Raw genomic sequence first — 15544 nt, forward strand, 5'->3', positions numbered from 1 at the left:
TACCAGAGCAGTATAGAATAAATCTAATATTAACAACGAAGCAGTCCGAAAATGGAGCAGGGGTTGAGATTAGAGGAAGCACTTGCGTAGCAAAAAAAAGCGCTGCAGTTGCAGCGCTTGAGATGTTTGATTTACTTCACCTGTTGGCCTGGTTTTGCACCTTCATCCGGGCTTAACAGGAAGATATCTTTCCCGCCAGGACCTGCGGCCATCACCATCCCTTCGGAAATGCCGAAGCGCATCTTACGAGGAGCCAGGTTGGCAACCATAATGGTCTGGCGGCCAATCAGGACCTTCGGATCTGGATACGCAGAACGAATACCAGAGAAGACGTTACGTTTCTCACCACCGAGATCCAGCGTCAGACGCAGCAGTTTGTCGGAACCTTCCACGAACTCGGCGTTTTCAATCAGCGCTACGCGCAGGTCAACTTTGGCGAAATCGTCAAAGGTGATGGTTTCCTGAATCGGGTCATCAGCCAGCGGGCCGGTAACCGGTGCAACTGCTGCTTTCACTTCTTCTTTCGACGCTTCAACCAGCGCTTCAACTTGTTTCATGTCGATACGATTGTAGAGCGCTTTAAAGGTGTTGACCTTGTGGCCGAGCAGTGGCTGCTCAATGGCATCCCAGCTCAGTTCGCTGTTCAGGAAAGCTTCAACACGTTCAGCAAGCGTTGGCAGAACCGGTTTCAGGTAGGTCATCAGCACGCGGAACAGGTTGATACCCATAGAGCAGATCGCCTGCAGGTCGGCATCGCGGCCTTCCTGTTTAGCCACGACCCACGGTGCCTGTTCGTCAACGTAGCGGTTTGCCACGTCGGCCAGCGCCATGATTTCACGGATCGCTTTACCAAATTCGCGGCTTTCCCATGCTTCGCCAATCACCGCTGCGGCGTCGGTGAAGGTTTTATACAGCGCCGGGTCGGCCAGCTCAGCCGCCAGAACGCCGTCAAAACGCTTAGCAATAAAGCCGGCGTTACGGGATGCCAGGTTGACTACTTTGTTGACGATATCGGCGTTAACGCGCTGGACAAAGTCTTCCAGGTTTAGGTCGATGTCATCAATACGTGAAGAAAGCTTCGCGGTGTAGTAGTAGCGCAGGCTGTCGGCATCGAAGTGCTTCAGCCAGGTGCTGGCCTTAATGAAGGTGCCGCGAGATTTGGACATCTTCGCGCCGTTCACCGTCACATAACCGTGTACAAACAGGTTGGTCGGCTTACGGAAGTTGCTGCCTTCCAGCATGGCAGGCCAGAACAGGCTGTGGAAGTAAACGATATCTTTACCGATGAAGTGATATAGCTCGGCGTCGGAATCTTTCTTCCAGTATTCGTCAAAACTGGTGGTGTCACCGCGCTTATCGCACAGGTTTTTGAATGAACCCATATAGCCAATTGGCGCGTCCAGCCAGACATAGAAGTACTTGCCAGGCGCATTCGGGATTTCAAAACCGAAGTAAGGGGAATCGCGAGAGATATCCCACTGTTGCAGGCCGGATTCGAACCATTCCTGCATTTTGTTGGCGACCTGCTCCTGTAACGCGCCGCTGCGTGTCCACGCCTGTAGCATTTCGCTGAATGACGGCAGATCAAAGAAGAAGTGTTCGGAGTCACGCATCACCGGCGTTGCGCCAGACACGACGGATTTCGGCTCGATAAGTTCGGTCGGGCTGTAGGTTGCGCCGCAGACTTCACAGTTATCGCCGTACTGATCCGGAGACTTACATTTCGGGCAGGTGCCTTTAACGAAACGGTCCGGCAAGAACATGCCTTTTTCCGGATCGTAAAGCTGGGAGATTGTACGGTTCTTAATAAAACCGTTCTCCTTCAGGCGCGTATAAATCAGTTCAGACAGCTCACGGTTCTCTTCGCTGTGCGTCGAGTGGTAGTTGTCATAGCTGATGTCAAAACCTGCAAAATCAGTCTGATGCTCCTGACTCATTTCACCGATCATCTGCTCTGGCGTGATCCCAAGCTGCTGTGCTTTCAGCATGATTGGCGTACCGTGTGCGTCGTCCGCGCAGATGAAGTTAACCTGGTGGCCGCGCATTCGCTGGTAACGGACCCAGACATCAGCCTGGATGTGCTCCAGCATATGGCCGAGGTGGATTGAGCCGTTGGCGTACGGCAGCGCGCACGTTACCAGAATTTTCTTCGCGACTTGAGTCATAGTGGGCAATTACTTCTTTTGTAGTGAAAAGGGCTTTGATAGTACCAAAATGGTAATTACTGCGCCAAGCGATAAGGGCATTTATCCGTAAATGAATAATTGTTGCGGTTGGAGTAAACTACCTGGTGACTATTGTATATTCAGAACAACAAAAAGGAGTCGGGATGAACGCACAATCCCAGGCCAAATCACCAGAGACCCTGCGCGCCATGGTTGCCGGGACGCTGGCGAATTTTCAGCATTCAACCCTGAAGCATAATCTGACGACGCTTAAAGCGTTGCACCACGTCGCCTGGATGGATGACACGTTGCACGTTGAGCTGGTCATGCCGTTTGTCTGGCATAGCGCGTTTGAGGACTTAAAAGAGCAATGTAGCGCCGATCTGCTGCGTATTACCGGTGCGAAAGCGATCGACTGGAAACTGTCGCATAACATCGCGACGCTGAAACGCGTGAAAAACCAGCCGGGTATTAATGGTGTGAAAAACATCATCGCCGTCAGTTCAGGTAAGGGTGGTGTGGGTAAATCCTCTACCGCCGTGAACCTGGCGCTGGCGCTGGCTGCAGAAGGGGCGAAGGTGGGGATTCTGGACGCCGATATTTATGGTCCGTCTATCCCGACAATGCTTGGCGCGGAAAACCAGCGTCCAACCTCGCCAGATGGTACCCACATGGCACCGATCATGTCTCATGGTCTGGCAACGAATTCCATTGGTTATCTGGTCACTGACGATAACGCAATGGTATGGCGCGGCCCGATGGCCAGTAAAGCGCTGCTGCAGATGTTGCAGGAAACCTTATGGCCGGATCTTGATTATCTGGTACTGGATATGCCGCCGGGCACCGGTGACATCCAGCTGACGCTGGCGCAGAACATTCCGGTAACGGGCGCGGTTGTTGTCACTACGCCGCAGGACATCGCGCTGATCGATGCGAAAAAGGGCATCGTGATGTTCGAAAAAGTCGAAGTGCCGGTACTGGGTATTGTTGAGAATATGAGTATGCATATTTGCAGCAACTGCGGTCACCATGAACCGATCTTCGGTACCGGTGGGGCGCAGAAGCTGGCCGAGCAGTATCACACCCAACTGCTGGGACAGATGCCGCTGCATATTTCTCTGCGTGAGGACCTCGATCGTGGTACGCCGACGGTGATCAGCCGCCCTGACAGCGAATTTACTGCTATTTACCGCGACCTGGCAGGACGAGTGGCTGCACAGCTCTACTGGCAAGGAGAAGTTATTCCGGGCGAGATTGCCTTCCGCGCGGTGTAATTTATAGCATTACAGATATTCACCGTATCAATGTATTATTGATGCGGTGAATATATTAAATTTAAAAATCTTACGATATTGTTCATTCTGCGTTTATAATTCATGCCTTTTTCCGAATAAATCACCTCGATGCATCATTATAATTGATCAAATCTATCTCATTAATCTACAATTTCAATTGGTTCAAATAGGGTGTTATGCCCATAATCTGCTGAACAGGTCCTCTGTATGCTATTTGATGCTAACCACAGGAATAACGATTAAAATGAAAAAAAGTTTACTGATGGGAATTATAGCTCTGACTTATGGAATGAGCGCCCCTACCTTCGCTTCCGATACTGCGACCTTAACAATCAGTGGGCGAGTCGTTGAACCAACCTGTAGTGCTGACGTCGTGAATAACAACATTCAACAGAAATGTGGTCAATCTCTTCATCTTTCAAATGTCAGTCATGTGGATCCTGTTCCGGCGAAGGGTGTCGTGACCGAGGTCGTTTCTGTGCCTGGAGATTCTTTGCGGCAAATAGTGTTAAATCGTTACGACTAGACTAAGAATCTCAGCGTTAATATTAAGCACTCATCATTTATATGAATGATGAGTGCTTTTTTATTATCATCACAAATAAAAATCAACAATTAATAACGCTAATTTATTAAATGTATAAATAGTGTTTATCTTCACTTATTTGTTGCAATTATATTGCAATTCGTAACTTGTTTTAAATCAACAAAACAACGCGTTCACATTGCGATAACGTTTTTGTTGTGCGAATTTAAATCCAAGAGTTAACCCTCTTAACAAATAGAAATTATTTTATTAAGGAAGATATTATGAAACGTTCAATTATTTCTGTTGCTGTACTGTCTGCTGTATTTATGAGCGCTGGGGCTTTTGCTGCCAATGAAATTGGCACGTTAACCATCAATGGTACGGTGGAAAATAGTTCCTGTTATTTTAAAAATAGCGATGCGAAAAGCACTATTACACTGCCAAATATTGATGCTTCACGTTTTTCTGGTTTGTCTACTGGTGCTACCGTAGGTGACGAAAAGAGGGATGATGATTCAACACCAATGGTTATTGTGTGTCCAGTAGGTACAGAATTAAATACTGTAAGAATTACTGGTGCACAATTTACATCCGGAGTTCTGAATAAAACGTCTGGTGATGCAAACGGTGTTGGTTTTAATTTAGCATTGGGTGATAAGCAAATTACAGATGCTGAAGAGAGTAATCTAAAAAATGAGCTTACAGCAAAAGAAACCAATGATGGAATTGAGTATACTCTGGATTTCAAAGCAAAATATGCTCGTCTTAATTCTGATATCCCGGTAACCGCAGGGACATTGTCTTCGGTTTTAACCATTTCCGTTTCTGCAGACTAAATTTCTATGCCGGTGTCTTCACCGGCAATTTATTAAAAAGGACGAACGCGAAATGAAATGGATTCTAACGGCTTTATTAATTGCATCTACGCACCCCGTCCATGCTGGTATAGTGATTTATGGCACTCGCGTTATCTACCCGGCAGAAAAAAAAGAAGTATTGGTTCAATTGATGAATCAGGGGGTGCGGTCTTCACTGGTACAGTCATGGATTGATGATGGATATACATCGTTACCACCGGAAAAAATTCACGTACCATTTATGCTTACTCCTCCAGTGGCTAAGATAGCAGCGGACTCTGGCCAGCAGTTGAAAATTAAAAAAATGCCGAATATGTTGCCAAATAATAAAGAAAGTTTGTTTTATCTTAATGTACTGGATATTCCACCAAACAATCCAGACAGTACTGGTAAAAATGTATTGAAATTTGCAATGCAGAATCGCATTAAATTATTCTATCGGCCTAAAGGAATTGCCCCAGTTAATAGAGGTACATTTCAGAAACTTTCCATGAAACGTAGCGGTAGTATTTATTCCATTAAGAATGATGCCGCTAACTGGGTCACGGTGACGGAAGTAAAAGCTAATAATGTTAAAATTAATAACGAAAGTATTATGCTTGCACCGCTCTCCAGCACAGACGTGGCATTAAAAAGTGCTAATGCCAATCAGTATAAAATGACTATTATTGACGATCACGGTAATTATATTAGCCATAACGTCAGCCTAAAATAACAGGAGCTGGTTATGTTAAGGATGACTCCGATTGCTTCGGCGGTATTACTGTTGCTACTTGGCATTGATGCCCATGCCGCAGAAGAAACGTTTGATACAAATTTTATGATGGGTGGAATGAAGGGTGAGAAAGTTTCTGATTTTCGCCTCGATGATAATCAACCTCTGCCAGGCCAATATGATATTGACATCTACGTCAATAAACAGTGGCGTGGTAAGTATGATATTACTGTTAAGGATAATCCGGATGACACCTGTCTATCCCGCGATGCATTAACGCGTCTGGGGATAAATATACAAGCATTGGACAAGCAGAATGAATGCCCAACCCTAAAGCAGGTGGTGCAAGGGGGCAGTTATGCCTGGAATATCGGCACGTTTCGTCTGGATCTCAGCGTTCCGCAGGCGTTTGTCGATGAACTTGAGCAAGGGTATGTTCCTCCTGAGAATTGGGATCGTGGCATCAATGCTTTCTATACTTCCTATTATGCCAGTCAGTATTACAGCGACTATAAGGATTCTGGTAACAGCAAAAGTACCTATGCGCGTTTTACCAGTGGGTTAAACCTGCTGGGCTGGCAGCTGCATTCTGATGCCAGCTATAACAAAACCGATGACAGCAGCGGGGAGTGGAAAAGCAACACCCTGTATCTGGAACGCGGCATCCCGCAAATTTTGGGCACTCTGCGTGCCGGGGATATGTATACCTCATCAGATATTTTTGATGCTGTGCGCTTTCGTGGCGTACGGTTGTATCGCGATATGCAGATGCTGCCAAACTCAAAGCAGAATTTTACGCCGCTGGTTCAGGGGATTGCGCAAAGCAATGCGTTGGTCACCATCGAGCAGAACGGCTTTGTGGTTTACCAGAAAGAGGTTCCGCCTGGCCCGTTCTCAATTGCTGATTTGCAGTTGGCTGGTGGCGGTGCGGATCTTGACGTCAGTATCAAAGAGGCGGACGGATCGGTAACAACCTATCTGGTGCCCTATGCTGCGGTGCCCAATATGTTGCAGCCGGGTGTCTCAAAATATGATTTTGCCGCCGGGCGTAGCCATATCGAAGGCGCCAGTAACCAGACCGACTTTGCACAGATGAGCTATCAGTACGGGCTGAATAATCTGTTAACGCTGTACGGCGGTACCATGCTGGCGGATAACTACAATGCGTTTACGTTGGGTACCGGCTGGAATACGCGTATTGGCGCGATTTCCGTTGATGCAACACAGTCCCACAGTAAGCAGGATAGCGGTGATGTGTTTGACGGGCAGAGCTACCAGATTGCCTACAACAAGTATTTGACGCAAACCGCCACCCGTTTTGGCTTAGCGGCGTATCGCTACTCTTCAAAAGACTATCGCACGTTTAACGATCATGTCTGGGCCAATAACAAAAATAGCTACCGTCGTGATGAAAACGATGTGTATGACATTGCAGATTATTATCAGAATGATTTTGGTCGTAAGAACAGTTTTTCGGCCAACGTCAGCCAGTCTCTGCCGCAAGGCTGGGGTTCATTCTCGCTCAGTACGCTGTGGCGAGATTACTGGGGGCGTAGCGGTAGCAGCAAAGATTATCAACTGAGTTATTCCAATAGCTGGCAACGGATTAGCTATACCTTTTCAGCTAGTCAGACTTACGATGAAGATCATCACGAAGATAAACGTTTTAACATCTTTATCTCCATTCCGTTTGACTGGGGAGATGATATTAGCGCTCCGCGCAGACATTTGTATGTGTCTAACTCAACGACTTTTGATGATGATGGTTTTGCGTCTAACAATACCGGGCTTTCCGGTACTGCAGGCAGTCGCGATCAGTTTAACTATGGGGTGAATCTCAGTCATCAACGGCAGGACAGCGAGACAACAGCGGGCGGCAATCTGACGTGGAATGCGCCAGTTGCTACGCTTAACGGCAGCTACAGCCAGTCGTCTAAATATACGCAAGCTGGCGGCAGCATTTCGGGTGGCCTTGTGGCCTGGTCTGGTGGTGTGAATTTAGCCAATCGATTATCAGAAACGTTTGCTGTAATGCATGCACCGGGTCTGGAAGGGGCTTATGTAAATGGGCAAAAATACCGTACGACCAACCGTAATGGTGTGGTGGTCTACGACGGTTTAACGCCGTTTCGTGAAAACCACCTGACGCTGGATGTGTCTAACACCAATAGTGAAACCGACCTGCAAGGCAACCGCCGCAGCGCCGCCCCGTACCGCGGAGCGGTAGTGCTGACAAGGTTTGATACCGACCAACGCAAACCCTGGTATATCCGGGCGCAGCGCCCTGATGGTTCACCGCTGACGTTTGGTTACGAAGTAGAGGATATTCATGGACACAATATTGGGGTGGTAGGCCAGGGAAGCCAGCTTTTTATTCGCACCAATGAAGTACCGCCGGAAATAAAAGTAGCGGTCGATAAACAACAGGGACTTTCATGCTCAATCACCTTCGGCAAAACGATTGATGAAAGTAAAGTTTATATTTGTCGGTGAGGAGGAGATATGAGATTTATCCTGGGATTAATTTTGGTTATGATGTCAAGTTCAGTATTCTGCAATTGTTTTCCGGTTTCATTTAAATTTTTGGATTTTAATCCAAGTACTACTGGTGCAACAGCTGAAAGTGACGTGATTGAGTTGGATTTGAATGATGCCTCTCTTAATTCATTTCAATCAACAGAAGACATTCCTCTTAATTTTACGGGAGGAAATAGTACCTATCATTGTGATTTTGGAATGTCTAACCCAGGCTCACTTTATAAGTTAACAGCCAGAAGTCAAGAATCTGGCACCTCTGAATACTATCAGATATTAACAACTGGAAATAATGATGGTGTATATGTTGAAGTTCAGCTGTCTGTTAATAGTTTACTCGGTTCTTATAGCGTTGAGAATAGTCTTTATGGTTTTGCTCGTTATTATTTTAATTTCCCAAGAGATGATCTTAATTCTAAGGTAACCTATGCAATTAAATACAGATTAACGAAAAATAAACCTGTTTCATCTGAAACAAAAAACATAGGGGATACAGTGACTCTTAAAGATCATGTGCGTTTTAATGAAAGTCCTGGATCGAATTCTTATAATTTAAAACAAAATATAAGAGTTAAGTTTAATTACACTCCAACCACGTGTTCTTTTAATGATACTACCGTTAAAGTTAGCAACATAAGTTACGGAGATGTAAGTAAAGGGCTTGCGCATGATGCTGATGCCGAAGTAAAAATTGATTGTGACCAAACTGTGGCCTATGCCACAAGATCTGTTCATTACAGATTCGTTTCTGATAATGCTGTAGGTAATGTTTTGCCTAATGAATATACGAATAGTGATAGCGCGGGAAATATTGGCTTTGAGTTAATAAAAGATGGTTCTGTAGTGAATTTAAGCAATAACCGTTATGATCTGATAGCATGGGGAGATTTAAAAGAAAACGTGGCCAGAAATACGATTATACCGCTGAAATATAAATATACTCCTTATGGAAATAAGATATTTAAAGCCGGGCAGGTACTAAGCCGTGTAAAAATTGTTATCGATTATGATTGATCATGCTATGGTATTTTACGCACTCCCTCATCAGAGCGAGTGCGTATTTTTTCACCGATGATAAAAAATCTCGCCATCGTAGGCTTTAATGATCTTTGCATCGGCATCATTGACCAGCACATACGCGCCGCCCATGTAGGTCCAGTGGGTGCCTGCCGTCGGCGCGGGCAGGTTGCGCAGATTCCACTGTTTAATGGTGTATTCTTCGGTGAGATACAGTGGTGGAACCTTGTCACCGGGTTTGAAATGGGTGAAGTCAGCAATAAAGCTGCTCAGTTCATACTTATCGATACCGGTGGGGGCAGCTGTTGCAGCAGGTGCGGCCCAGACGACGCTGCTTGCAAGCAGAAGTGCACCCAGCAACATTTTATTCTTCATACCCATCCTCTCTACCTCTTCGGGTCATCAAAATCAGTCATGTATCATTCCTGGCATACCGGATGTCTGACAAGCACTATTTTGTGATCACTCCAGTCATTTCGTAAAAAGTGTAAATGAAAGTACAGAATTGCAGCAACCTTGACCAGTAGTTTCACTGCGGGAGTGGGGAGTGCGCCAATTTACATCGTTAAGCACAGGCAGTATCCTGTTACTGAAACCAGCATATTACGTTTGTGTTTCAACGACTCGGGGTGCCCTTCTGGTGAAGGCTGAGAAATACCCGTACCACCTGATCTGGATAATGCCAGCGTAGGGAAGTCTGACACTGCTCGTGTCCCTTCTTCGCGCGGGCAGGAGCTGAACCATGCAGCCTGACCTGCACAGCCGCGCACTCGCGGCTCACACTTTGCACCAATTTAGAACCTTATCCCCGCTCACACACTGTATGACCAATGAGGTCGTGCAAAGCTTTACTGCCAATACATTACTGGCGCTGGGCGCATCGCCTGCGATGGTGATCGAGCCTGAGGAAGCCAGCCAATTCGCCGCTATTGCCAGTGCATTGCTGGTTAATGTCGGCACCTTAACTCGGGAACGGGCCGCGGCGATGCGTGCCGCAGTTAAGCAGGCTCATCATGCTAAAACCCCGTGGACGCTCGATCCCGTTGCCATAGGTGCGCTTGAGTTTCGCCGTCACTTCTGCCTGGAATTATTGTCACTACAGCCTGCTGCTATTCGTGGCAACGCTTCGGAAATACTTGCTCTGGCCGGCATGAACGGTGGTGGACGCGGCGTGGATACAACCGATACGGCTGTTGCTGCGCTTCCGGCAGCGCAGGCGCTGGCTCGTCAGATTGGGACCATTGTCGTGGTTACCGGCGAAGTGGATTACGTCACCGATGGTCAGCGTACCGTCCGCGTTGACGGCGGTGACCCATTGATGACTCGCGTGGTGGGCACTGGATGCGCTCTTTCAGCGGTTGTTGCGGCCAGTTGCGCTTTACGTGGTGACAGACTTGATAACGTCGCCTCCGCCTGTAGCTGGATGAAACAGGCCGGGCAAATCGCCACCGAGCAATCAAACGGACCGGGCAGCTTTGTCCCGGCATTTCTCGACGCCCTCTATAACCTGAACGCCCAGGAGCAAGCATGAAACGGATTAACGCATTAACGATCGCCGGAACCGATCCTAGCGGTGGCGCGGGTATTCAGGCTGATTTAAAAACCTTCTCGGCGCTGGGCGCTTACGGCTGTTCGGTTATCACGGCGTTGGTGGCGCAAAATACGCGCGGGGTGCAGTCGGTGTATCGTATTGAACCTGATTTTGTCGCCGCGCAGCTGGATTCGGTGTTGAGTGATGTGCGTATTGATACGACTAAGATCGGTATGTTGGCGGAGACGGACATTGTCGAAGCTGTCGCCGAACGTTTACGTCGCCATCGGGTACAAAATGTGGTGCTGGACACGGTGATGTTGGCGAAAAGCGGCGATCCGTTGCTGTCTCCCTCGGCGGTAGAGACGCTGCGTACCCGTTTGCTGCCGCAGGTTTCGATTATCACCCCTAATTTACCCGAAGCTGCTGCACTGCTTGGGGCATCGCATGCGCAGACTGAGCAGGAGATGTTAGAGCAGGGAAGGGCGCTACGGGCGTTGGGCTGCGAGGCGGTGTTGATGAAGGGCGGTCATCTGGATGATGCACAAAGCCCCGACTGGCTCTTTACTCGCGATGGTGAGCAGCGTTTTACCGCACCAAGGGTGATGACCAAAAATACCCATGGCACCGGTTGTACGCTATCGGCGGCGTTGGCAGCCCTGCGTCCGCGCCATAACAACTGGGCCGATACCGTACAGGAAGCCAAACTGTGGCTTTCAGCGGCGCTGGCACAGGCCGACACGCTGGAAGTTGGCGAAGGAATCGGTCCGGTCCATCATTTCCACGCGTGGTGGTAATGGGTATACTGGCTGCAGAAACGGCGGCCAGGAAAAAGATAAATGGAACAAGCGCATACCCAGCTTATCGCACAACTGAATGAACGTATTTCAGCGGCGGATAACACGCCGCTGTATATGAAATTTGCGCAGACGGTGAAGAATGCTGTGCGCAGTGGGATCCTGGAGCATGGCAATATCCTGCCCGGAGAGCGTGACCTCAGCCAGTTGACCGGCGTTTCTCGGATTACGGTACGCAAGGCGATGCAAGCCCTGGAAGAAGAAGGTGTAGTAACACGTGCCCGCGGTTATGGAACGCAAATTAATAATATTTTCGAGTATTCGCTTAAAGAAGCGCGCGGTTTTTCTCAGCAGGTGGTGTTGCGCGGTAAAAAACCGGATACGCTGTGGGTCAACAAGCGCATTGTGCCTTGCCCGGAAGAGGTGGCCCAGCAGTTGGCTGTCGCCGTGGGGAGTGATGTCTTCTTGCTCAAACGCATTCGTTACGTTGACGAAGACGCTGTTTCTATTGAAGAGTCCTGGGTACCCGCACACCTAATTCATGATGTGGATGCCATCGGTGTTTCGCTGTATGACTATTTTCGTAGCCAGCATATTTTCCCACAGCGCACGCGCTCACGCGTTAGCGCCAGAATGCCTGACGCAGAGTTCCAGGCGCACATTCAAATGGATAGCAAAGTGCCGGTACTGGTGATCAAGCAGGTAGCGCTTGACCAGCAGCAACGGCCTATTGAATACAGCATCAGTTACTGTCGTAGCGATCTATACGTCTTTGTGTGCGAGGAGTAGTTCCTCGCGCGACGGGGCGCAATCGCCGCCGCGATGCCCAACTACCCAGGACGCCACCGCGTTACCTAACAGCACTGAGTCGGCCAGCGTCCAGCCAGCCGCCAGCCCAGCCAGCATGCCGCCAGCGTGGCTGTCACCTGCGCCAATGGTATCAATGACCGCCGTTGCAAATGCTGGTACGCAGCCGGATGTCTGTGCGCTGAAATACCATGCGCCGTCTTTATCGTGACGCACGACCACCGGTGCGGTGAAACGCTGCACCCATTCTGCGCCAAAACCTTCCACATCCTGACTCAATGCAAACCGCTCGGCAGCAATTTCCGCCTCCTGACGATTAAGTGACACCAGCGGACGGCAGGCCATAATTCTTGCCAGTAAAGGCTCAGGAATGTCGCCGATGCGCGGGCCAAAATCGATAAACGGTGTCACCTCTTCCAGACCTTCCAGCCATTGCACCAGCAATTCACCGCACGGGGACGCTAGCTGATAACCCGAAAGATACACCAGGCTATGACGCGGGATATCCAGCTGTGCCAGCCAGGCGGCATTCCACTGATTCTCAACGCCGCTAAAAGACATAAAGGTACGCTCGCCATCCGGCTCCACCAGCGCCAGACACCAGCCGTTATCGCCTTCGGCATTGTCGATCCGGCTGTGCAGTCCCTCTTTTGCCATCCGGTTGCGGATAATGTCGGCCCACACTCCCTGACCCAGCGGTAGAGCATTGCAGGCATCGATACCTAAACGCTTAAGCGTGACGGCGATATTGAGTGCGCAGCCGCCAACGTTAACGCCTTGCTGCTTGAGCTCGATATCACAGCCGCGCCAGGGGAGGGCATACGCATCGGCAATGACATCAATCACCGCCGCACCCACCACCGTTACTGGCCGCTGTGTACGTAACTGCGAGAGAAGTTGTTGCAGATGCGTATTGCTCATAGCGCCTCCCGCTGCTCACGCAGTCGCATTAACCCACTGGCGTAGCGGGTGAAGTCCAGCTGGTTTACCGCATCTAACTCCTGCTTCAATGCCGGGTTGATCGCGCTCACGCCGTGTAATGCACCACAAATGGCGGTTGCCATCGCCCCGATGGTGTCGGTATCGCCGCCGAGGTTCGCGCACAGAATGGCGCAGCGGTTTGGATCGGTCTGCGCCAGTTCGACCATGGCGATGGCGCAAGGCACGGACTCAATGGTGCTGGTTCCTGCACCCACAACCTGATACAGCTGCTCGCTGGCGGACTCTACGCCATCGGCGTTACGCACGATTTTCAGCGCCAGTTCAAGGCGTGCACAAAGCGATGCGCTAAAGGTAGTGATTCGTTTTTGCTGCGCATGCAGGGCAATGGCAGGTAGCGCGTCGACAATCTCCGGCCATGTCCCTCCGTCGATGGCGCGCGATACCGCCCACGCGACGACAACAGCACCCGCGATAGCCAGATCCGATTTATGCGTCGGGCTGGAGGCCAGTGCCACATCATCGATAAAGGCATCAAGGTCGCGGGCGGGCAGCAGGCATCCCAGCGGGGAAACGCGCATTGCCGCACCGTTGGTCACGCCGTTGTTTTCCAGTTCGGCGACCGGTTTACCGTCACGAATGGCTTTTAACGCAATTTTCGAGGTCGGGCCGAGCACGTTTTTATTAAAGGCATCAAACTGCTCGGCCCAGGCCAGAATATTGCGACCAATAACGTCAGGCACAATTTCGCCGTCGCACTCAAGCAGGGCATCTGCCAGACACAGTGCCATGGACGTGTCATCAGTGAACTCCGCCTGGTTAAAATAGCAGGCGGCATTATTTTCCGCAGGGCCGGGCAAAAAACGGTCGATCCAACCGAAGTGTGCTTTTACCCGGGTTCTTGGCCACAGTTCCGACGGCATGCCCATCGCATCCCCTAACGCCTGCCCATAAAGAGCACCGAGAATACGTTCTGCTTTCATTTTACTTCCCCTTGTTTCAACGCTATATCGCGATCGTCCACCTTAATGGCGGTGATTTCTTTGTCTGATTCGCGAAAGAAAATCATGAACAACACGGCAATGATGGCAATCATGACCGCGCCAAATCCCCACATGCCAGCCCAGTTAAAGGTGAGACCATTAACCGGTTCCTGATAAGCAAACATTTTTTCCATCATCACGCCGCCCAGACGGTACCCGAGCAGGCTGCCGAATCCCTGACAGCAGAGGGTGATAAGCCCTTGCGCTGCGGTGCGCATGTGGACCGGCGCTTTTTTATCGACATAGATGTAAGCCGTGACGTAATAGAAGTCGTAACTGACGCCGTGCAGCAGAATGCCGAGAAACAGCAGGGCGTAAGTGAAATATTCTTCCGCACCGCCGTAAACGAAAAATCCGTAGCGGATCGCCGCAGTAATAAGACCAAGCAACAACACCTTTTTAATACCAAAGCGTTTGGTGAAAAACGGTAGCGCCAGCATGAAGAAGATTTCAGAGAACTGGCCCAGCGTCATCCAGCCGGTGGCGTTTTTCATTCCGACTTCTGTCAGATAGCCGTTGGCGAAGATGTAATAGAACGCCAGTGGCATCGCAAACAGGAAAGAGCAAAATAAGAAGACGAGGAAGTTCTTATCGCGCAGCAGGATCAGCGCATCCAGACCCAGCATAACTTTGAAATCCATTTTGCCGGTACTTTTTGGCGGCGTATCCGGTAAAAAGAAGGCAAAAACACCTAACAATGCGGAGCTTCCGGCAGTGATAAGCAGGGGAATATTGGTGGGTGAGATGTCGTTATAGCCAAGCATTTGCGGTAAGAAACCGCAGGCCAAACCGGAGGCAATCCAGCCAATGGTGCCCATCACGCGGATGCGCGGGAAATCACGTTCAACATCCGGTACGTTGGCAAAAGCAATACTATTGGTCAGCGCAATCGTCGGCATATAGGTCAACGAATAGGCCAGTAACAGCGGGAAGAATCCGCTAAAGGTGGTTTGCTGGGCGGCGAAGTACATCAGAATAGCGCCGACGAACATCAACACCGCCAGTACTTTTTGCGCGGAGAAAAAACGATCAGTGATTGAACCGACCAGAATGGGCGACAGGATCGCCGCAATGGCGGTGCAGGCGTAGGACCAGCCTATCTCTCCGGCACTAAAGCCACTTTTACTCAGCCACAGCCACAGTGGTACAAACCAGGCGCCCCAGATAAACCACTCTACAAACATCATGAACGACAGCTTAACTGTAGTTTTCATCTTTAAATCCTTCATGACAGGTAAGGTACGCGCTGATAGTACCATTCAATAATACCTTTAAAATACCTTTGAGGTTAAACTTTGACCGTCTTAACATTAT

14 protein-coding genes and 1 riboswitch are annotated in these 15544 nt (G+C 49.5%); of the genes, 9 read left to right on the forward strand and 5 right to left on the reverse strand.

All coding sequences use genetic code 11. From position 1 onward, the window contains the following. Nucleotides 1-131: 131 nt before the first annotated feature. On the reverse strand, nt 132-2165 hold the full coding sequence (gene metG / locus OGY18_RS12255) for a methionine--tRNA ligase (RefSeq protein WP_286553167.1): 2034 nt from the start codon (nt 2163-2165) through the stop codon (nt 132-134). A gap of 164 nt (nt 2166-2329) precedes the next feature. Between metG and apbC the strand changes: the two genes are divergently transcribed. The 6 genes from apbC to OGY18_RS12285 all read left to right on the forward strand — a co-directional run bounded on the left by apbC (nt 2330) and on the right by OGY18_RS12285 (nt 9110). Further along, on the forward strand, nt 2330-3439 hold the full coding sequence (gene apbC / locus OGY18_RS12260) for an iron-sulfur cluster carrier protein ApbC (protein WP_003027343.1): 1110 nt from the start codon (nt 2330-2332) through the stop codon (nt 3437-3439). A 265-nt stretch (nt 3440-3704) separates the two neighbouring features. Beyond that, entirely contained in the window at nt 3705-3986 is a 282-nt protein-coding gene (locus tag OGY18_RS12265) for a DUF2574 family protein (protein ID WP_286553169.1), read from the forward strand. 284 nt (nt 3987-4270) lie between these two features. Beyond that, nucleotides 4271-4825, forward strand: a complete 555-nt coding sequence (locus tag OGY18_RS12270; RefSeq protein WP_126317698.1) for a fimbrial protein — start codon at nt 4271-4273, stop codon at nt 4823-4825. A 52-nt stretch (nt 4826-4877) separates the two neighbouring features. Further along, nucleotides 4878-5561: a fimbria/pilus periplasmic chaperone gene (locus tag OGY18_RS12275; protein WP_166465292.1), complete on the forward strand. Its 684-nt coding sequence runs from the start codon at nt 4878-4880 to the stop codon at nt 5559-5561. A 12-nt stretch (nt 5562-5573) separates the two neighbouring features. Further along, nucleotides 5574-8054 carry a fimbrial biogenesis outer membrane usher protein gene (locus tag OGY18_RS12280; RefSeq protein WP_126317699.1) on the forward strand — a complete coding sequence of 827 codons (2481 nt, stop codon included), beginning with the start codon at nt 5574-5576 and terminating at the stop codon, nt 8052-8054. A 9-nt stretch (nt 8055-8063) separates the two neighbouring features. Then, a complete protein-coding gene (locus tag OGY18_RS12285; RefSeq protein WP_286553173.1) occupies nt 8064-9110 on the forward strand; it encodes a fimbrial protein in 1047 nt (348 codons plus the stop codon). Between the two features lie 51 nt (nt 9111-9161). Here OGY18_RS12285 and OGY18_RS12290 read toward each other — a convergent pair whose 3' ends face one another. After that, nucleotides 9162-9494 carry an RcnB family protein gene (locus tag OGY18_RS12290; protein WP_003834436.1) on the reverse strand — a complete coding sequence of 111 codons (333 nt, stop codon included), beginning with the start codon at nt 9492-9494 and terminating at the stop codon, nt 9162-9164. A 234-nt stretch (nt 9495-9728) separates the two neighbouring features. After that, a riboswitch (TPP riboswitch) is annotated at nt 9729-9824 on the forward strand. A 31-nt stretch (nt 9825-9855) separates the two neighbouring features. Here OGY18_RS12290 and thiM point away from each other — a divergent pair. Genes thiM through OGY18_RS12305 form a run of 3 tightly spaced genes read left to right on the forward strand, consistent with a single transcriptional unit; the run spans nt 9856 to nt 12230 of the window. Beyond that, nucleotides 9856-10644, forward strand: coding sequence for a hydroxyethylthiazole kinase (thiM, locus tag OGY18_RS12295; protein ID WP_149384343.1), 789 nt, complete (start codon nt 9856-9858; stop codon nt 10642-10644). Continuing rightward, a complete protein-coding gene (thiD, locus tag OGY18_RS12300; RefSeq protein WP_003844369.1) occupies nt 10641-11441 on the forward strand; it encodes a bifunctional hydroxymethylpyrimidine kinase/phosphomethylpyrimidine kinase in 801 nt (266 codons plus the stop codon). The genes thiM and thiD overlap by 4 nt, the downstream gene beginning before the upstream one ends. 42 nt (nt 11442-11483) lie before the next feature. After that, on the forward strand, nt 11484-12230 hold the full coding sequence (locus OGY18_RS12305; RefSeq protein WP_125112576.1) for a GntR family transcriptional regulator: 747 nt from the start codon (nt 11484-11486) through the stop codon (nt 12228-12230). Here OGY18_RS12305 and OGY18_RS12310 read toward each other — a convergent pair. From OGY18_RS12310 to OGY18_RS12320, 3 genes are read right to left on the reverse strand one after another with little or no spacing between them, the layout of a single operon-like run. Further along, nucleotides 12204-13169, reverse strand: coding sequence for a PfkB family carbohydrate kinase (locus OGY18_RS12310; protein ID WP_164562598.1), 966 nt, complete (start codon nt 13167-13169; stop codon nt 12204-12206). The two genes, OGY18_RS12305 and OGY18_RS12310, sit on opposite strands and share 27 nt — an antisense overlap. Beyond that, on the reverse strand, nt 13166-14170 hold the full coding sequence (locus OGY18_RS12315) for an ADP-ribosylglycohydrolase family protein (protein WP_003834426.1): 1005 nt from the start codon (nt 14168-14170) through the stop codon (nt 13166-13168). The genes OGY18_RS12310 and OGY18_RS12315 overlap by 4 nt, the downstream gene beginning before the upstream one ends. After that, nucleotides 14167-15444 (reverse strand): nucleoside permease, encoded by a 1278-nt coding sequence (locus OGY18_RS12320; protein ID WP_286553176.1) that lies wholly within the window; start codon nt 15442-15444, stop codon nt 14167-14169. Before OGY18_RS12320 ends, OGY18_RS12315 begins: the two co-directional genes overlap by 4 nt. Between the last annotated feature and the right edge of the window lie 100 nt (nt 15445-15544).

Origin of the sequence: Citrobacter sp. Cpo142 (assembly GCF_030332425.1) — a bacterium.
Lineage (GTDB): Bacteria > Pseudomonadota > Gammaproteobacteria > Enterobacterales > Enterobacteriaceae > Citrobacter > Citrobacter portucalensis.

Bases quoted from the DNA above. Each gene is read 5' to 3' on its own strand.
- OGY18_RS12305 (WP_125112576.1), top strand. From the start codon at position 11,484: ATGGAACAAGCGCATACCCAGCTTATCGCACAACTGAATGAACGTATT.
- thiM (WP_149384343.1), top strand. From the start codon at position 9,856: ATGCAGCCTGACCTGCACAGCCGCGCACTCGCGGCTCACACTTTGCAC.
- OGY18_RS12315 (WP_003834426.1), bottom strand. From the start codon at position 14,170: ATGAAAGCAGAACGTATTCTCGGTGCTCTTTATGGGCAGGCGTTAGGG.
- OGY18_RS12285 (WP_286553173.1), top strand. From the start codon at position 8,064: ATGAGATTTATCCTGGGATTAATTTTGGTTATGATGTCAAGTTCAGTA.
- apbC (WP_003027343.1), top strand. From the start codon at position 2,330: ATGAACGCACAATCCCAGGCCAAATCACCAGAGACCCTGCGCGCCATG.
- OGY18_RS12310 (WP_164562598.1), bottom strand. From the start codon at position 13,169: ATGAGCAATACGCATCTGCAACAACTTCTCTCGCAGTTACGTACACAG.
- OGY18_RS12265 (WP_286553169.1), top strand. From the start codon at position 3,705: ATGAAAAAAAGTTTACTGATGGGAATTATAGCTCTGACTTATGGAATG.
- OGY18_RS12270 (WP_126317698.1), top strand. From the start codon at position 4,271: ATGAAACGTTCAATTATTTCTGTTGCTGTACTGTCTGCTGTATTTATG.
- OGY18_RS12290 (WP_003834436.1), bottom strand. From the start codon at position 9,494: ATGGGTATGAAGAATAAAATGTTGCTGGGTGCACTTCTGCTTGCAAGC.
- metG (WP_286553167.1), bottom strand. From the start codon at position 2,165: ATGACTCAAGTCGCGAAGAAAATTCTGGTAACGTGCGCGCTGCCGTAC.
- OGY18_RS12275 (WP_166465292.1), top strand. From the start codon at position 4,878: ATGAAATGGATTCTAACGGCTTTATTAATTGCATCTACGCACCCCGTC.
- OGY18_RS12280 (WP_126317699.1), top strand. From the start codon at position 5,574: ATGTTAAGGATGACTCCGATTGCTTCGGCGGTATTACTGTTGCTACTT.
- thiD (WP_003844369.1), top strand. From the start codon at position 10,641: ATGAAACGGATTAACGCATTAACGATCGCCGGAACCGATCCTAGCGGT.
- OGY18_RS12320 (WP_286553176.1), bottom strand. From the start codon at position 15,444: ATGAAAACTACAGTTAAGCTGTCGTTCATGATGTTTGTAGAGTGGTTT.